The sequence below is a fragment of the Vibrio nomapromontoriensis genome (genome assembly GCF_050337205.1).
Lineage (GTDB): Bacteria > Pseudomonadota > Gammaproteobacteria > Enterobacterales > Vibrionaceae > Vibrio > Vibrio nomapromontoriensis.
The window spans coordinates 731,443-748,405 of sequence record NZ_JAKJSS010000006.1 but is presented as its reverse complement, the minus strand read 5'-3'; the positions used below and the strand labels follow the sequence as shown (position 1 = coordinate 748,405).

Below are 16,963 nucleotides of genomic sequence, written 5' to 3'. Positions count from 1 at the left end.
CTATACAAAACACGGCAATATCCACAAAGCAGCGGCTCAGCGCATGAGCCACCAAGCGGTTCCGTATTTAGGATTCTAAACTGTTGTTTTTCTTATATTGTGCTCTTTTACCTAGGAAATAACCTAAGCCCAATGGCGCAAAGAAAATAACTAATATGAACAAGATGAAGTAAATAATCGTGCTCTTAATGAGTTGAATGAGTTTATCCACGGCAAGCGCAACGACATCTTGAGAAATCTTATCCAAATCTTCGGCAAATAGACGACGTTCAGTATTCACAAGCACTGCTAACTCTTTACGTTCGCGCTCGACCATTTTTATCAGTTCATCCCTTTCTCGAGCGACCATCATGTCTAGCGCTTGGCGCTCTGCACTCAGCTGCGTCAATTTGTCTTGCGTCTTAGCATCAAAATCATTCAATAAAGGCTGGAGTTCTATCGCCATCTTCTGTGCGAGATCTTGCATGTACTCTGGGTTATTGTTCACAAAATCCTGAAACGCATCCGCACTCATCTGGAAACTTTGTAGTGCACCACGAATATCATTTCCACTCACATTACTGTTTAGGGCAATGAGTTGCGCTTTCCACGTCATTAGCTTAGGGGTTTGCTCAGACATCAGCGCCAACCTGTCAGACACATCCGCGAGTGCCTCCGGCATAGTACCTAATGTTGAGACAACTTCACTTTCGTCAATACCCTGTGCTTTAAGCCAATCTCGATACGCTGGGGTTCTTGCAAAAGTCAGATTTTCAAAGGGATGCAAGCGAGCAAATTTCTCAACAAACGTTTTACTGGTTTGATAACTGTCGCCCTTAAACAATGATTGAGCTAGCTGATCAATATTTTTACTAAGCGCTTGTGATGCGGTCTTGGCGTCCTGACTGGCAAAAAGAGACTGACCTTCACCATCAGTAAAAAAATTCGCCATCTGTGTGGTAAATACCCAAGAGTCGATTAATCCTGCGGTAGGAGACACTTGAAATGCTGACTGTTGCAGGCCCTCTTCAGCGTGTATTTTCCACAGTAAAATATAAGACTGGTTAATCACGTCAGATTCGGGGTACAAGGTGGTTAAGGTATCGGCCGTTGTCTCAACTTGGGTAAAAAACTCACGACTGTACTCACGAGTCATCAACCTCATATTAAGCTCTTGCTTCGTTAACGGTGTCGTTTGGCTGTCTAACTTCACTTCCAACAATGAGCAACCTGCGAGTAAAACAAGTGTGACATAAAGCCCTACATTGCGAATAAACTGCACAATGTTCATCAATCAACCTCAACAATAAAAACACATACAAATAGAGAATGAATTATAACCCACAAGCGTCAAATTCACGTTAGCTATTGATACTTATAGTCGATTATTTGAGTCTTGCGACGACATTATTATGATTGCTCTTGCTTAATGTAAGCTTCTGCTGACTCCACGGCACTCATAAGTCCTTCTCTTAACGTTTCAATTAATGCACTCGGAACCACTTCCTGTTGTTTAAGTTTTTTCTCTACGTCTGAAGAAGCTTGATGCAAAGCATCCGCATAGATACTGCCTGACACCCCTTTTAACGTATGGGCAATACGTGTCGCCGACTCGATATCCTTCTCTAATAAAGCTTGTAGCCGCTCCACATCATCACGATGCTCACTAATAAATACCTCTAGAAGCATCAAGACTGACTCTTTATCACCATCTAATGTATTCAGCATCATGGCAAAATTGATAACAGTAGTATTTACAACGTCTTCCGACGTCGCTTTATTTAATACTTGTTCTGTTGATGCTTCAGTGGCGGCTTGTTCAACGCTTAGCGCTTCACCCGCTACCATTTCGTTATTGCTTTCAGTAAATGACTTAGAACGACTTTCTGTCTCGAGTGTACACTCAGCTGCCGTGCTAATGTCCGCAGCACGAGTAACATCATACCCAGTAGAAGCCTCGCTCAATAGTTCGGTATCATGAGTCGCCGCTTTAGGTGTAAGAGTTTCAGGTATGAGGGCCTTACTACTTCCTTCAACATGCCCATTTAAAGGCTCCTTAGCCGTAAGCTCTTCAGCTGGCGATTCACTTACACCTCGCTTACTAGATCGTAAGCTTAATAGGTCTAACTTTCCAATCCTCACCATCCTGGCGCTAATAAACACTAAGATCAGCAACGCCAACAAACTCGAGACCGATATAATGACTAGCTGGTGGCCTAAATACGTCTCTGATTGCAGTTTTCGCTGAGCCAACTCATTCACTACAGGGTGATTCACAACACGGTCAAGCAAAAAGGTAGTATTCGCAGACTGCGCCAATAATACCGAAGCCTTCGAGTTTAATAGCAACAAAGCTTGTTGATCCTGAAGGGGAAGCTTGTAAGCACTTTGCTGAATGCTTTCCAACTTCAGATACACCTGACGCGCTTCTATTGCATCGTTAAATAAAGTTTCTAATACAATAGAAGACAATTTATGACTAAGACGTTGCCCTTCAGGTGTGAGAGCGGGTAGTCCTACACTCATATTGGAGACAAATTCCTGAAGGCGTGCCTCATCATGAGAAAGCTGCTCCGATTGTTCGACAAAGCGCTCTAGAAGATAAACCATGTGAGTCAAATCTGACGACATACCGGATTGCGTTAACGCCTTTAACTGCATAGTCTGAGCATGAATTAACTGCAGATCTAGTTCTATCTGCTGAGTCACTTTGGAACGATAGGGTTGGGAAATGAATATGACTTGACGAAGTTTATCGATACTAATGGAAATTTCATCCACTAACCTCGTTGCTTGCTCTTCCTTAAAAGACACTCGCAGCACCACAGCGACGACGATCGCCCATGCGAGTAACGTAAAAATAGTGGCGCGAAATAAAGACTTACGGTATTTCAACAACGACAGCCCTTCCTTGGTATGACGAAGACTAAAAGCGTTACCTAAACGTAACGCTTTATAAAGACTCTGCTAGGATGTTAACGATTGCGACTCAACTGATCTCGCAAATTAGGTGGTGTGCCTTTGATTGTTAATGTATCTGTTTCTGGATCATAAAAAACACGCTCACCTAATAAAAGGCTATCAAAGCTCAGGTTCAAGCCACCGCCTGCGCCAACGAATTTGGTTAGCTTACGCACCGTTGAGCGGTCGGCAGGAAAACTCTCCTCCAACTCATAGCCCTGCTCTTGCGTGTAATCAAGAAATGAAGAACCTTCATTGGCTGGTAGCTCTCCCGACAATTCTCGAACTTGTACCTCATCACCCGCTTTAAGCTGTTCGTTACAGTATTCATATACTTGTTTCTTATAGCTAACGGTCTCTTCTTTATCAAGTTGCGCATCAGCACAAAAGTCTTCCACCGCTTGCATCAAAATAGTGTTTTGCTGTTTAGTGTCTAACCCTACTTCAGCCTGCAAGAAATCCAAGAAGAAGTCAGCGACCTTACGACCAACACGCCCCTTAATGTACGTCAAATAACGATTCGAGTTTTTATCAACGTCGTAACTGGTCAAATCGATACGAGCAACGATATCCATTTTGCCGATATCTAGATAATCAATAGCGCCAATGTTCAAGCCTTCGGTTATTTGCAAGCTGCTATACGACGGCAATAAACCAATGAACAAGTACTCAGTGGCAAGCGACTGATATTGTGCCATTACTAATGTGCCTGCATCCGCAAAGGGGTACTTAGCAAGCTCGGTTTTAAGACGTTGGGCGCTATCTTGAGAGAACGAATAAAAATCTTTTTCGCCATTTTTTAGCTCGTTGAGCCATACCTGAAAATCACTGTCATTCTTAAATGAACCAAAGCCTTTCCCTGCCTTCGCATTAAAGACACGATGCAGCTCAGCCACAAGATTTTCTGTTGAGCCGTCATTAGGAAGTAGCTCATCGCGATAGTGAACCGTTAGCTCTTCCTGCTCATTTATCGCTAACTGGTGTAAAATAACGTTAGATAGGTTCAAACTCATAGTGAAATTATTATCGTTGCTGTTTCGTTTGTGATGCAGAGTAGGGTATCATAAGCCGCTTTCATTATCATTAGCAGAGTCCTTATGCCAATTACATCTAAATACACCGACCAACAAGTAGAACAAATTTTAACCGAAATCGCAGCAGTGCTTGACAAACATGGTGCTGGCGCCGAACTTTCACTAATGATTGCAGGAAATATCGCAACCAATGTCTTAAATAACGATGTTGCACCTTCACAACGAGCTGCAATTGCGGAAAAATTCTCTAAAGCTCTGATTTCTTCTGTAGAAGCGTGAGAACAATACTAATTTTGGCACGGAATCAATAACGGCAAATGGTAGATAGCGGAAATTCATACGGTGAGCGCGTCTCCCGACTCGTAGGTTGGGGACACTGGTTCGCGTTCTTCAATATCATTGCAGCGATGCTAGTAGGCACTCGCTATATTTCCGCGTCTCCGTGGCCGGACACTCTATTTGGTCAGATTTATCTTCTGACCTCATGGATTGGTCACTTTGGATTTCTGGTATTTGCGCTCTATCTGCTCATACTATTCCCGCTAACGTTTATTATTCCGTCTCGAAAACTGTTTCGACTGATCGCCGTTTGTTTTGCCACATTCGGTTTAACTGTACTGCTCATTGATACTCAAGCTTACCAAACCATCAACTTACACTTATCCCCCGTAGTTTGGGAGCTGTTGTTTGGTGATGAAAGTAGCCCTGTCAGTAGTGACTTACAGCATCTCTTTATTGTTTTACCGCCTATTTTCCTTGCGCAACTTGCACTATCGGAATGGGTATGGCGTAAACAACGAAAATTATCGCATACTCACATAGGCCGCCCTATTTCGGCGTTATTTTTCCTATGCTTTATTTCCAGTCATTTGATTTTTATCTGGGCAGACGCCTATTTTTACAATCCGATTACTGTACAAAAGGCCAACTTTCCGCTTTCTTACCCTATGACAGCAAAGTCATTTATGGAGAAGCACGGTCTGCTTGATCGCGAAGAGTACTTACAGAAACTCAAAGACAATGAAGGCTCGGTCGATCTCGTCTCTTACCCGCTGTCTGAAATTGAGTTCAACCGCCGCTCTGAGAATCTTAACGTACTGATCGTCAGTATCAATAATTTACGAAGCGACATGCTATCACCGGAAGTGATGCCTGTTAGCTATGGTTTTTCGCTCAATAACCAAAACTTCTTGAATCATTACAGCTCAAGTAACGATGACTTTGGTGTGTTTGGCCTGATGTATGGCATTCCAACCAGCTATGCGAGCAGCATTAAATCGCAAGGTACACCACCGTTATTCTTGTCGACACTAAGAAAACAAGGGTATGCATTCAAACTCTTTAGTGGTGACAACTTCGAAGACGACCTTTACCGCGATACCATTTTTAGAAACTATCCGTGGGCTGATATTTCTAAAAATGCCGATGGTAGCGCTTCTGAAACACTGATTAGTGATAACGCTGCAATTGAACAGTGGCAGCAATCCCTTATAAATGATGGCAGTGAACCTTGGTTTAGTTATATAGAACTGACCACTGTTGATAATTTTGACAATTATCAACCCGTCAAAGCTGATCTTTCTCCTGAGCAGCAGTTCATTGCCGCCTACTCTGCCGCAGCTACTGCTGCCGATTTTGAGTTTGGCAAAATACTACAAACACTTGTCGATCAAAAATTGCTGGATAACACCATTGTGATTCTTACCTCCAACCATGGTACTGAGTTTAATGAAACGAAAAGCCGCAGTTGGGGTTCAAATAGCAATTACAGCCAATATCAATTAAAGGTGCCTTTAGTGATACATTGGCCCGGAAAGTTAGCCGCTGATTACACTCACATGACGAGCCACCTTGATGTCCCTGTGACCATCATGCAAGATTTAAGTGGTGTTTCAACCAATGCTAAGAACTACAGCAGTGGACGCAACCTATTTGATGAAAGAAAACGCAAGTGGATCATTGCCGGGGATACCAAAGAGTTAGCGCTGATCACCGCTAATGAAACTACGGTCGTCGACAAGTTTGGCAACTACAGCCTTTATGATCGAAATTACCAAAAATTGGATGATAAAAACCCTCGTTTGCCAATACTGATGCAAGGATTTACTGAGCTACAGCGTTTCTACTCTAAAAGTCAGTAAAACAAAGCTTTATGTATATAACAGTATTGACCAACGCATAATTGATCGTTTAAATTACTCCCATCGGATATTAGCGCAGCTTGGTAGCGCACCACTCTGGGGGAGTGGGGGTCACTGGTTCGAATCCAGTATATCCGACCATTATTTAGCCCCAAGTAGCAATACTTGGGGTTTTTAGATAGTTTTGTATAAGTAATAGACATCTAAGCTCACTTTTTAACCCAACAGCGATTAATCGTATTTTTTGAATTAAAAAGGGTTTACAAAGAGTAAGATGCGCATTAATATACGCTGCAACAACGGAGGGATGGCTGAGTGGTCGAAAGCACCGGTCTTGAAAACCGGCAAGGGTTAATAGCCCTTCTAGGGTTCAAATCCCTATCCCTCCGCCACATTAGAAAAGCCCGCTGAATTTCAGCGGGCTTTTTGCTTTCTGGAATGTTTTAGCTTTTAGCTAACCAACCACAAAGTCACAAAAACAATACCTCCTAGATACAACCGTCGATTTTCTTCCATACACTCCATTGAGATGAATTCTTCGCAGGATCATCCCCTTTTGTCCACCACTTCGCTTCATACTGATGCCCAGCATACTGTACCCGATCACCACCAAGGTACACCTCACTACTGCTCCAAACTTGCAGGTTAGAGCAACTGCCCCCACCAGTATTCGTCTGTACCGCTATGGTCTGCGTCACGGCATCCGATAGACCACTATTATCGATCACCGTGAGCGTTACCGCGTACTGTCCATCAATCGCGTAGCTGTGTGACGTTGTAGGTGATGATGCAGTGGAACCATCGCCAAACTTCCAGCTGTAAGTTACGATACTCCCATCGCTATCCAATGACTGAGAGGCATCAAAACGACACTGACGCTGCTCACACTGGATATCAGCCTTAGCGAAAGGCGCTTGCTGAGTACCACCGCTATTCACTTGGCTATCTGGGATCCCTGCTGGGAAATGGCTGGCAATTTTTGGCCATATTTTACTAATGTGCGCCCCTTTGTTATAGCATCCACCTAAATGATGCAGCGCAATCACTTTGTTGCTGCGTAATGCGACAACTGGAGAGCCAGATGAACCTCCTTCGGTATCACATAAATACCCAGCATCCGTGCCAGCGCCTCGTCCATCAATGACAGGTTGGTCAACTTGGCATCGTGTTCCAGACGTATCCATTACCACGCCCAGCTCTTTCAAACGTCCTCCGGGATGCTGTGGTATGTAGATTGTTTCTGATTGCGAAGGAATACGAGGATCTAAACCTAAATATCCGAATGACTGAATCGCCGCAAAGTTGTTTACCTTAAATAAGGTGTAATCTAAAGTTGTACCGGTTTCCAACAGTTGGCTCGCTTGAACCTTCACTGTTGACGCTTTCGCACCGTTGCAACTTGCCAACTGATAGTTAAACCATACCTCTGTATTCGCAGCCTCTGCCGCAGACTCAATACAGTGATTATTTGTCATCATGGTGTTATCAGGTCCAACTCGCCATGCGGTGCACAAACTTCGCCCACCAATCAACAAGCGTGCGACTGGCTTTGAGTGTTGATATTCATTACTAAAGCTATTGGCATAACACGCTGCTGGTTGTTTGTTGTCCGAGCCACAAATAGACTCCTCACCAGCCGGACCCAAATTGATGACCTGCTCTACTTGCTCAACGGGCAAACCCACTTGTAGATAGTCAACCGTAACGCTAGCTTGCTCTTTGACATCACTTGCCACTAAGCGAATTTCAACGGCATCCCCTTCTATCGACATCGCATAGAATTGATGAATACCATCGTCTCCTCGGTTGCTATCCCATGTTCTAGGAGTATTGTGAGCGCGACTATAATGGTAGACCTCGTCTCTTTCTGGATCCGCAATCTCGAGTACGGCACCATCAGGCAGTGATACTTGGCTAAAGTGAACCTTTATAAAACTCGCTCCAGGCTCTGAAAAATATAGCGTATTAGTCTTGGTACCCAATTGATTCTGCTCTACTAGACCATCTTCAATCAACTGAGTATTAAGAGGGATGGTATTCGATATTTTGGGCAACTCTACCTGATCATTAACAAGCGCCAATGCAGAAAAGCTCAGACCATATGTGACGACCAGCGTGCTAGATACGCTCAAGGCTTTTCGCATCATGGCCGATAATTGTTTAACCATAGTTCTTCCTTTAAATAGATAAAACACAACACTGTGTTACTCATTCAAAGTAGCCTCGAGGAAGATCACGGGCGCAACGGTTTGCTATCGAGGTTAAAATTTTCGAGAGAGATAAATACAATATGTAATTGATATGTTTGTTGTCTTTAGGGTCTATACTACGGTGACCTGATTAGTCTGAGGTTGGACTATTATCAAAAAGGAACAAGCTTTATGTCTTTCATTCAAAAAATCTTCGCAAGTATCTTTCTCTTGGTATCAGTAATGGCAACCAGCGCTATCGCATCTGACAATTTCCCATCACCACCCAATAAAATTCAGCACCCCTACCCCGATGTTGCGGTGACGACATTAAAATCAGCCCAAACGCTGCTCAAAGAATTCGAGCAATATGACTATACATTGGCAGGCCTTACTCAGACTCACACGCTACCAGCCATCTATGTTGAGACGCTTCCTCATGACTTAAACTCGCTTCCAGTGAAACAAAAAACGTCTGGTTTCATCCGCCTATTGCTGCCAACAATTAGCGAGGTAAATCAGCACATTCTCGACGTTAGGCAAACGTTACTTACAATTGAGAAACGTCCTCAAACGAATTGGAGCAAAGCGGAACGACAATGGGTAGATAGCCTTCTTAAAGACTACGACGTCAAGTCAGGGAAAATTGAAGACTTACTACTTCAGGTGGACATCATTCCGGTAGGGATGGCGCTAGCGCAAGGCATTGATGAAAGCGGTTGGGGAACCAGTCATTTCGCAATTGAAGGCAGTAACCTCTACGGTGAACATCTATCTTCACGCGGGGGCAAGTATCTCACCACACCTGGAGGGCACGTCAAAGTTGCAGCTTTTGATAACTTGTTCGCCGGTACGGCTAGCTATATGCATAACCTCAATACGACAGACGCTTATAAAGACATGTGGCTTCTTAGAAAACAATTGAGAAACGAAAACAACTTAACGGGTCGTCAATTGATACAGGCATTATCACACTACTCAACCCGAGGACAAGCTTATGTCGATAATCTAGCGGCCCTGATCAAGCATCATAATCTTGATTCATTCGACCATTTACAATTAGAGTCCGATAAGCCGACACGCATTCGCTTATCTAACTAGATTGATATAAGTGCGTTGATAAAAGTGCATTGATATAACTGAACGGCTATAACCAAACGGTGAAAATAGACCTCGGTCATTATTGCTCAGCTAAGAGCTGAGCAATAATGCGATAGTATTGACGAGATTGACGACTAAAGAGAGTTACTGCTAACAAATTACGTGTAGTAGATAACAAGCTTGCTATTACACATGGATGTAAGTCTTACCAGCAAGGTATCTATTGTGCGTTACGACTCGATAGTGTTGTCCTGAGGGACAGAGGTTGCGTCTTGTTCAGCCGCACCTTGCTCTTGAGTGTTTTCTGCTTGCGCCGAATCTAGTGCCGCTTGCTCCGCTTCCATTTTTGCGCGGTCAGCTTTAGAAATATAACGAGGCTTATTGCTCGTATGCTTCTTTGCGTTGGCTTTTTTCATTCTAGCTTTATGTATTTGATTGATCTTTTTCTTACGGTTCATCGCAGCGGTTACTCGTCTATATTATGAAGCGGAGCATAATAGCGCCCTCTTCTCACTTAATCCAGTCGATTCACTTCATCATCACAGCCTTGGACAAAACTACCAAGATGATAAGAGTGCAGCTGTTGTTCAATCAAAGGCAAAATTTTCTCATGTATGTCACTCGGAAAAGTTTTCATCGACGCTAATTGAGATAATGGTACCCATTCAACCGCATGAATATAGGATTGGTCATTGAGACCATCTAAGTTTGACAAACTCAGCTCACCCTCCCAACGGCTAATCTGATAAAACAACTCGACATGATACGTATCACGTGAAGTTTCAAGAAATTCACGAATGAAAAGCAACTCACCTACGTCGACATCCAACCCGGTTTCTTCTTTATACTCTCTAATGAGGGCATGCTTACTGCTTTGGTCCGAGCTTTCCAAACCGCCTCCAGGCGGTATCCAATACTCCCCTGAATAGGGATCTTTTACTCGTAGTAGCAAAATATCATCGCCATTGATGGCAATGCCTGCCGCGCGAATACGGTGTTTCATACCTTATGTCCCCAAAGTTTATTAGCGGCATTGATCAAGTTCATATGTACTGGAATGAGATCGCTATGTTGGCTCCGATAGCCACCACCAATCACACAGGCTATAGGTATGTGCGCTTCGAGGCAGCGAGCCAATATCCACTCGTCGCGTTTCGCAATACCCTCTGTCGTGATATTCAAATACCCGAGTTCATCGTCAATATGAATATCGACTCCTGCATCGTAAATGACCAAATCTGGATTGTGGAGTCGCAATGCAAGGTCGACCACCTCTTTGAAAGTCGCTAAAAATGCCTGATCACCAAGACCCTTTACCAAGGGAACATCTAAATCTGAGGCGGGTTTACGTGCTGGGAAATTTTTCTCACAATGAAAAGACAAGGTCACCACCTGAGGGTTATCAGCCATCAGCGTCGCGGTGCCGTCTCCTTGATGAACATCACTATCAATAATCAGTACTTTTTCTACTCCCGACGTTAAAGCATGCTGCGCCGCCAATGCTAAGTCATTAACCAAGCAAAATCCGCTGCCATAATCATAGTGTGCATGATGATATCCGCCACTAAGGTGAATCGCGACACCGTGATCCAACGCTTTTTCAACCGCTAGGCATGTTCCACCAGCAGACGTTAAGGTACGTTCAATCAGAGCCTGGCTCCAAGGAAAGCCAATACGACGCATTTTTGCCGCAGGAAGCGTACCTTGTAGTAACGTGTCAACGTAATCAGGACAATGTACCTGGATTAGCTGAGTCGCATTAAGGGCAGTGGGCTCGAATAGCTCAAAGGGCGGTAGTTCTGTCTGTAAATATCGAGATTCAATCGCCTGATATAACAAACGATATTTATTAATGGGATATCGATGCCCTTCTGGCAGTGGTAAGTCAGAATAGATATGATGATAAATTAAGGGAACTGGCATGTCCGGCATCGTTAGTTAACTACAAAGTGATAGTCATATCTTAACGCTAGGAGAAGCAGATGAAAACCGTACTCATTACAGGTGCAAATAGAGGAATAGGCTTGGCCCTTGCCAAACAATTTCTCGCACAAGGCTACCAAGTACACGCCACCTACCGTTCCGTATCAACATCACAAGAGCTAATAACCCTTGAGCAAGATCATCAAAGCTTGCAACTGTATCGGTTAGATGTCACTCAATACGACGACGTTGCAACATTTGCAAAGGGGCTCCCGACGATAGATATCGTCATCAACAACGCAGGCTATTATGGTCCCAAAAAGGATCAGTCAAACCACGTTGGACTCGGGCATACTGATCCCGAGGAATGGCGTCGCGTTCTTGAAGTCAACACTATCGCGCCTCTTAAGCTCGTCGAGATGCTCTACCCCAAGCTGCAAGCTTCATCGGTTAAAAAAATCATTTGTTTATCATCCAAAGTAGGCAGCATGACGGAAAATACGTCAGGCGGTGGCTATATCTATCGCTCATCAAAAGCAGCACTCAATTCAGTAGTAAAGAGCCTTAGTAACGACTTAGCCAGCCAGGGCTTTACGGTATTGGCATTGCACCCCGGCTGGGTACAAACCGCAATGGGTGGGCCTAATGCGCTGATTTCGACGCAAACGTCAGCTCAAGGGTTGTTTTCTGTTATTCAATCCGCTCAAACCGAAGACTCTGGGCGATTTCTCAATTTTGATGGCAAAGCACTGCCTTGGTAGTCTTCATCTAGCCCTTCAAACAACGTCATGTAACGTTCCAATTAACAACGGGACTAAGCGAAGCACGCCATTACTTCGCTTTTTTTCTCGCGGTAGGTTTACGACGCTTCTTATAAGCGGGTCTTTCAACCTTAGGTAAGTTTCTTAGTGACTCCGGCACAGGCCCTTCTTTCACTCTCTGCATTAACTGATCCATTTTTTCAGTTAAACCCGACATAAACGGGGAATAGGAATGCGTTTTTTCTGCCATGCCTTGTAGCTGATGTTCCCAATGTGCGGTCATATCAGGGTAAGTCGACTCGTCCGGTAGCGCGTACACCAACCCTCGACCCGCAGGCGATCCAAGTACCGACTTACCCTCGCGTTTGAGTAACTGCCTTTTGAATAACGTATCTAAAATACCCGCTCGCGTCGCTTCTGTACCAATACCATCGGTCTCTTTAAGGATCTTCTTTAAAGAGGGATCAACAACAAAACGTCCTATCCCCGTCATAGCTTGCAGTAACGTCGCTTCCGTAAAGTGTCTCGGTGGCTCAGTTTTTTTCTCTAAGATTTGGCCTTCTCGACAAATCAATTCTGTACCCACGGGTAAAGGTGGCACCGCATCGACACCCTCCTCTTTGTCATCCGATTGCTTGCCAAGTAACACTCGCCATCCCGGCTCTTGAAGTCGCTTTCCTTTAGAAACAAAATGACCACCTTGGATATCAAATTCAAGCATCGCTTCTGCGTATACGGCTGGCGGATAAAACTGCATCACATATTGGCGCGCAATCAAGCCATAAACATTCTCTTCATAGCTCGAAAGTACGCTACTGGTTTTTTTAGGGGTCGGGATAATGGCATGGTGCGCATCCACTTTGCTGTTATTCCAAGCTTTGGACTTTCGACTACTGTCCGCGCTATCAACACAGGCAGCATAAGCTTTGCTGTTATTTTTAATCGCGGCTAACACATCGTTAGCTTGATAGAAATGATCATTAGGCAAGTAACGACAGTCAGAGCGTGGATAGGTAATCAACTTATGTTTTTCATACAATGCCTGACAGACATCCAGCACCTGCTGAGCGCTCATGTTATAGCGTTTTGCAGCGTCAATTTGTAATGCCGATAAAGAATACGGTAAAGGTGCATTTTGCTTAGTCGATTTATGTTCAGACTTCACCACTTTTGCGGGCTGACCTTGGATACGATTAGCGACATTTTCAACCAATTTACGGTTCAATACGCGCCCTTCTTCATCTTGCCATGGCTTACACGCTTCACTTGGTTTCCAGCGAGCACGAATATCAAACGAGTCTTGGCTATCTTGAAATGGGATTAATGCATGCAGAGTAAAGTAGTCCTTAGGGATAAAATTGGCAATTTCGTCATCACGACGAACCACCAGACCCAATACTGGTGTTTGTACTCGCCCAACAGACAAAACCCCCTGATAGCCTGCTTTTTGCCCAAGCAAAGTATACGCTCGGGACATATTCATCCCATACAGCCAGTCTGCTCTTGAACGCGCCAACGCCGACACTGACAACGGCACAAACTCCTTATTCATGCGCATGGCACCAATAGCTTTCTTAACCGCAGGTAAGTTTAAATCACTGATCAATAGTCTCTGCGCACCGTCTTTTTTCGCTTTGCTGACTTTGCAATAATCTATGACTTCATCAACAAGCAATTGCCCTTCTCTATCTGGGTCGCCTGCATTAACTAATGAGTCAGCTTGCTTGACCAGTTTTTTAACGACGGCGAGCTGTTTGGCTGCTGACTTTCTTGGCCGCAATTGCCACTGCTCTGGAATAATAGGAAGGTCGAGCATATTCCATTTCTTATATCGGTCATCGTAAACATCAGGCTCAACTTGCTCGAGTAGATGCCCAATACACCAAGTCACCACATCACTATTACCACATTGAATAAAGCCCTCACCTTTTTTCTGAGGATTAGGCAAAGCCGCGGCAATGGCGCGACCTAAACTGGGTTTCTCTGCAATAAATAGACGTGTCATAAGAAATATACTGATAAAAGAAAAGGTAAGCTTAACCAAGCTTACCTTTATTAATCAAGAAAAACTGTATAAATAGACAGTTAAAGAAATTCAACGAACTTAGAAAGATCACGTTCTGGAACTTTCATTGGGGTGCAACCGGGTGTGCCGACATAAAGAAACCCAACAATCTGGTCCTGCCCTTTGACATTGAACGCCTGACGAACATGATCATCAAACATCCATTTTCCTGAACGCCAAAATGCCTGGAACCCCTGCGCCACAGCCGCCATCTGCATGGCTTGCACCGCACAGCCGGCGGAGAGATGCTGTTCAAACGCGGGGACTTTCTCATGTTCGGTTACGTTGGCGATCACAGTAATGACGAGCGGAGCACGAAAAGGCGCTTTTTTTGCCTTCTCAATCACTACGTCTTCACGACCTGCGTTGACCGCCGCTTCCTCTAAAATTTTTGCCAGTTTAGCCCGGCTTTCTCCTTGTGCGAGAACAAAGCGCCAAGGCGTTAATCCACCATGATCTGGTGCTCGAAGCCCCGCTTTGATGATGTTCTCTAATGCAGCCCCTTCTGGAGCCGGATCATTGAGCCGAGCAATCGAGCGTCGGTTTAGCAGCAATTCTAAAGCGTCCATAAACCATCCTTGATGTTAACGTTATTCATCTCGTATTAATTAATAATAACAAATAGTCAACGAGTTAACATCACCATTGATAACGATTATCAAATACTTAGATGTTACAGTTTCGCCGCTAATTCCACCCCTTGACGAATGGCTCGTACCGCATCTAACTCGCCAGCATAATCGGCACCACCAATCACATGAAGCTTATCGCCAAAATCCGGCCACTGCTCTTCAAAGGGCTTAACCGATTCTTGACCCGCACATACGATCACTTTATCTGCTGGGATCAACTTGTTTTCGCCTTTGACGGTGATGTGTAAACCATCATCATCAATTTTTTCATAAGAAACACCGGCTAGGAGATTAACACCACGCTTCTCTAGCGTTTTCTTATGAATCCAACCCGTGGTTTTTCCAGGTCCTTTACCAACACGACCCGCTTTACGTTGCATAACCCATACATTGGTATCAGACACTGTATCAGGGAAAGGATATAAACCGCCGGGATGTTCCACTTGTGTATCGACGCCCCATTCATGCAACCAGTCATCCAATGTATGGCCAACAGGCTCAGTCAGCATCGAGGCGACATCAACACCAATACCACCAGCGCCCATAATGGCCACATTTTCACCCGCATACACTTTGTCACGAATCAGGGTTTGATAATCAATGACTTTTTCTGGATGATCAATACCTTCCAGTTTCGGCATTCTCGGTTTCACCCCGGACGCCATGACAACTTCATCGTACTCTTTGAGTAAATCTGCGTTGGCTTCCGTTTCTAAGTGCAACTTCACACCGGTTTCATCTATTCGGTTGGCAAAATAACGAATGGTTTCACGGAACTCTTCTTTGCCCGGAATCTGCATAGCTAAGCGGAACTGTCCGCCAATACGATCACTCTTTTCAAATAAGTCCACTGAATGACCTTTCTCAGCTAACATCGTGGCGCAAGCAAGACCAGCAGGCCCCGCGCCCACAACCGCAATATTTTTCGATGTAGCCGCATGGCCAATCACCAATTCTGTTTCGTAACACGCTTGTGGGTTAACCAAGCATGTCGCGCGCTTCCCTTTAAAGGCGTTATCCAAACAGGCTTGGTTACAACCAATACAGGTATTGATGAGCTGCGATTGGTTTTGCTCAGCCTTTTTCACAAAATTAGGATCCGCTAAAAACGGTCTGGCCATCGATACCATATCAGCATGCCCTGCGGCTAACACCCGCTCTGCTTCTTCTGGGGTATTAATGCGGTTTGTCGTGATGACAGGCACTTTTAAGTGAGGACGTACTTTCTCTGTCACCCATGTAAACGCGGCTCTTGGTACCTGAGTGGCAATGGTAGGCACTTTTGCTTCATGCCAACCAATACCACTATTAATAATCGTCACACCAGCCTCTTCGAGTGCTTTTCCAAGTTGGATAACTTCATCAAACGTACTACCTTGTTCAACTAAATCCAGCATCGACAAGCGGAAAATAATAATAAACTCTTCACCCACAGCCGCTCGCACAGCCTTAACCACTTCTATCGCTAATCGGATGCGATTTTCATAACTGCCACCCCATTCGTCGTAGCGCACATTAGTGCGCTTACAGATAAACTGGTTAATGAAATAGCCTTCAGAGCCCATAATCTCCACACCATCGTAGCCGGCGCTTTGCGCTAAAGCAGCGCTATTTGCGTAAGCATTGATGGTTTTCCAAATTTGACGACTACTGATTTCACTTGGTGTAAAAGGAGAAATTGGTGATTTTATCTTCGAGGCACTTTGTGTAAAAGGATGGTACCCATAGCGACCTGCATGCAGAATTTGCAACGCAATCTTACCGCCATGTTTATGTACCGCTTCTGTCACGACTTTGTGAGCTTTTGCATGCTTAGGCTTACTAAATTCCGCGGCAAATGGCGCGAGACGACCTCGTAAATTCGGAGAAAATCCGCCCGTGACTATCAATCCAACCCCACCTTTGGCTCGTTCTTCATAGAACGCGGCGAGTTTTTGCAAACCTTCTTTATGCTCTTCGAGACCAGTGTGCATAGAGCCCATCAAGACGCGATTTCGCAGTTGAGTGAATCCTAAGTCGAGCGGTTTTAATAGATTTGGGTACATGGCAGACTTCACTTTGCTTGTATAGTTGTGGTCTGACCAGATTATTACACTGACGTTAATAAATCAAACTACCGTTTACATTTTTACAACATCGCGCAAAATAATTTTTGATTATTTGAACTTCATCGATGA

At 44.4% G+C, this 16,963-nt stretch carries 14 protein-coding genes and 2 tRNA genes; 6 read left to right on the top strand and 10 right to left on the bottom strand.

Going from position 1 to position 16,963, the window contains the following annotated elements; genetic code table 11:
• Positions 1 to 67: 67 nt before the first annotated feature.
• From L4D05_RS03465 to yejK, 3 genes are all read right to left on the bottom strand, one after another.
• A complete protein-coding gene (locus L4D05_RS03465; protein ID WP_428793031.1) occupies positions 68 to 1,270 on the bottom strand; it encodes a chemotaxis protein in 1,203 nt (400 codons plus the stop codon).
• Between the two features lie 119 nt (positions 1,271 to 1,389).
• Positions 1,390 to 2,874, bottom strand: coding sequence for an Hpt domain-containing protein (locus L4D05_RS03460; RefSeq protein WP_428793030.1), 1,485 nt, complete (start codon positions 2,872 to 2,874; stop codon positions 1,390 to 1,392).
• 80 nt (positions 2,875 to 2,954) lie between these two features.
• Positions 2,955 to 3,953 carry a nucleoid-associated protein YejK gene (gene yejK, locus L4D05_RS03455; protein WP_428752305.1) on the bottom strand — a complete coding sequence of 333 codons (999 nt, stop codon included), beginning with the start codon at positions 3,951 to 3,953 and terminating at the stop codon, positions 2,955 to 2,957.
• An 84-nt stretch (positions 3,954 to 4,037) separates the two neighbouring features.
• Here yejK and L4D05_RS03450 point away from each other — a divergent pair, with 84 nt between their 5' ends.
• From L4D05_RS03450 to L4D05_RS03435, 4 genes are all read left to right on the top strand, one after another.
• On the top strand, positions 4,038 to 4,253 hold the full coding sequence (locus tag L4D05_RS03450; RefSeq protein ID WP_250616947.1) for a YejL family protein: 216 nt from the start codon (positions 4,038 to 4,040) through the stop codon (positions 4,251 to 4,253).
• Positions 4,254 to 4,291: 38 nt separating this feature from the next.
• Positions 4,292 to 6,115 (top strand): DUF3413 domain-containing protein, encoded by a 1,824-nt coding sequence (locus L4D05_RS03445; RefSeq protein ID WP_428752306.1) that lies wholly within the window; start codon positions 4,292 to 4,294, stop codon positions 6,113 to 6,115.
• A 64-nt stretch (positions 6,116 to 6,179) separates the two neighbouring features.
• A tRNA-Pro gene (locus tag L4D05_RS03440) sits at positions 6,180 to 6,256 on the top strand.
• A 160-nt stretch (positions 6,257 to 6,416) separates the two neighbouring features.
• A tRNA-Ser gene (locus tag L4D05_RS03435) sits at positions 6,417 to 6,507 on the top strand.
• A 96-nt stretch (positions 6,508 to 6,603) separates the two neighbouring features.
• On the opposite strand, the gene L4D05_RS03430 is transcribed toward L4D05_RS03435, so the two are convergent.
• On the bottom strand, positions 6,604 to 8,283 hold the full coding sequence (locus tag L4D05_RS03430) for a PKD domain-containing protein (RefSeq protein ID WP_428793029.1): 1,680 nt from the start codon (positions 8,281 to 8,283) through the stop codon (positions 6,604 to 6,606).
• Between the two features lie 213 nt (positions 8,284 to 8,496).
• Here L4D05_RS03430 and L4D05_RS03425 point away from each other — a divergent pair, with 213 nt between their 5' ends.
• Entirely contained in the window at positions 8,497 to 9,405 is a 909-nt protein-coding gene (locus L4D05_RS03425) for a glucosaminidase domain-containing protein (protein WP_428793028.1), read from the top strand.
• Between the two features lie 230 nt (positions 9,406 to 9,635).
• On the opposite strand, the gene L4D05_RS03420 is transcribed toward L4D05_RS03425, so the two are convergent.
• Genes L4D05_RS03420 through L4D05_RS03410 form a run of 3 tightly spaced genes read right to left on the bottom strand, consistent with a single transcriptional unit; the run spans position 9,636 to position 11,328 of the window.
• Positions 9,636 to 9,863 (bottom strand): DUF2986 domain-containing protein, encoded by a 228-nt coding sequence (locus L4D05_RS03420; RefSeq protein ID WP_428752309.1) that lies wholly within the window; start codon positions 9,861 to 9,863, stop codon positions 9,636 to 9,638.
• A gap of 56 nt (positions 9,864 to 9,919) precedes the next feature.
• Positions 9,920 to 10,408, bottom strand: coding sequence for an NUDIX domain-containing protein (locus L4D05_RS03415; RefSeq protein WP_428793027.1), 489 nt, complete (start codon positions 10,406 to 10,408; stop codon positions 9,920 to 9,922).
• On the bottom strand, positions 10,405 to 11,328 hold the full coding sequence (locus tag L4D05_RS03410) for a histone deacetylase family protein (protein WP_428793026.1): 924 nt from the start codon (positions 11,326 to 11,328) through the stop codon (positions 10,405 to 10,407). The genes L4D05_RS03415 and L4D05_RS03410 overlap by 4 nt, the downstream gene beginning before the upstream one ends.
• Before the next feature lie 59 nt (positions 11,329 to 11,387).
• Here L4D05_RS03410 and L4D05_RS03405 point away from each other — a divergent pair, with 59 nt between their 5' ends.
• Positions 11,388 to 12,089 (top strand): SDR family oxidoreductase, encoded by a 702-nt coding sequence (locus L4D05_RS03405; RefSeq protein WP_428793025.1) that lies wholly within the window; start codon positions 11,388 to 11,390, stop codon positions 12,087 to 12,089.
• Between the two features lie 70 nt (positions 12,090 to 12,159).
• Here L4D05_RS03405 and L4D05_RS03400 read toward each other — a convergent pair whose 3' ends face one another.
• From L4D05_RS03400 to L4D05_RS03390, 3 genes are all read right to left on the bottom strand, one after another.
• On the bottom strand, positions 12,160 to 14,094 hold the full coding sequence (locus tag L4D05_RS03400; protein ID WP_428793024.1) for a DNA topoisomerase III: 1,935 nt from the start codon (positions 14,092 to 14,094) through the stop codon (positions 12,160 to 12,162).
• 80 nt (positions 14,095 to 14,174) lie between these two features.
• The gene (locus L4D05_RS03395) at positions 14,175 to 14,723 is read right to left on the bottom strand and encodes an NAD(P)H nitroreductase (protein WP_428752314.1); all 549 of its coding nucleotides are present in this window, start codon (positions 14,721 to 14,723) and stop codon (positions 14,175 to 14,177) included.
• A gap of 104 nt (positions 14,724 to 14,827) precedes the next feature.
• Positions 14,828 to 16,831, bottom strand: a complete 2,004-nt coding sequence (locus L4D05_RS03390; protein WP_428793023.1) for a 2,4-dienoyl-CoA reductase FMN-binding domain-containing protein — start codon at positions 16,829 to 16,831, stop codon at positions 14,828 to 14,830.
• Between the last annotated feature and the right edge of the window lie 132 nt (positions 16,832 to 16,963).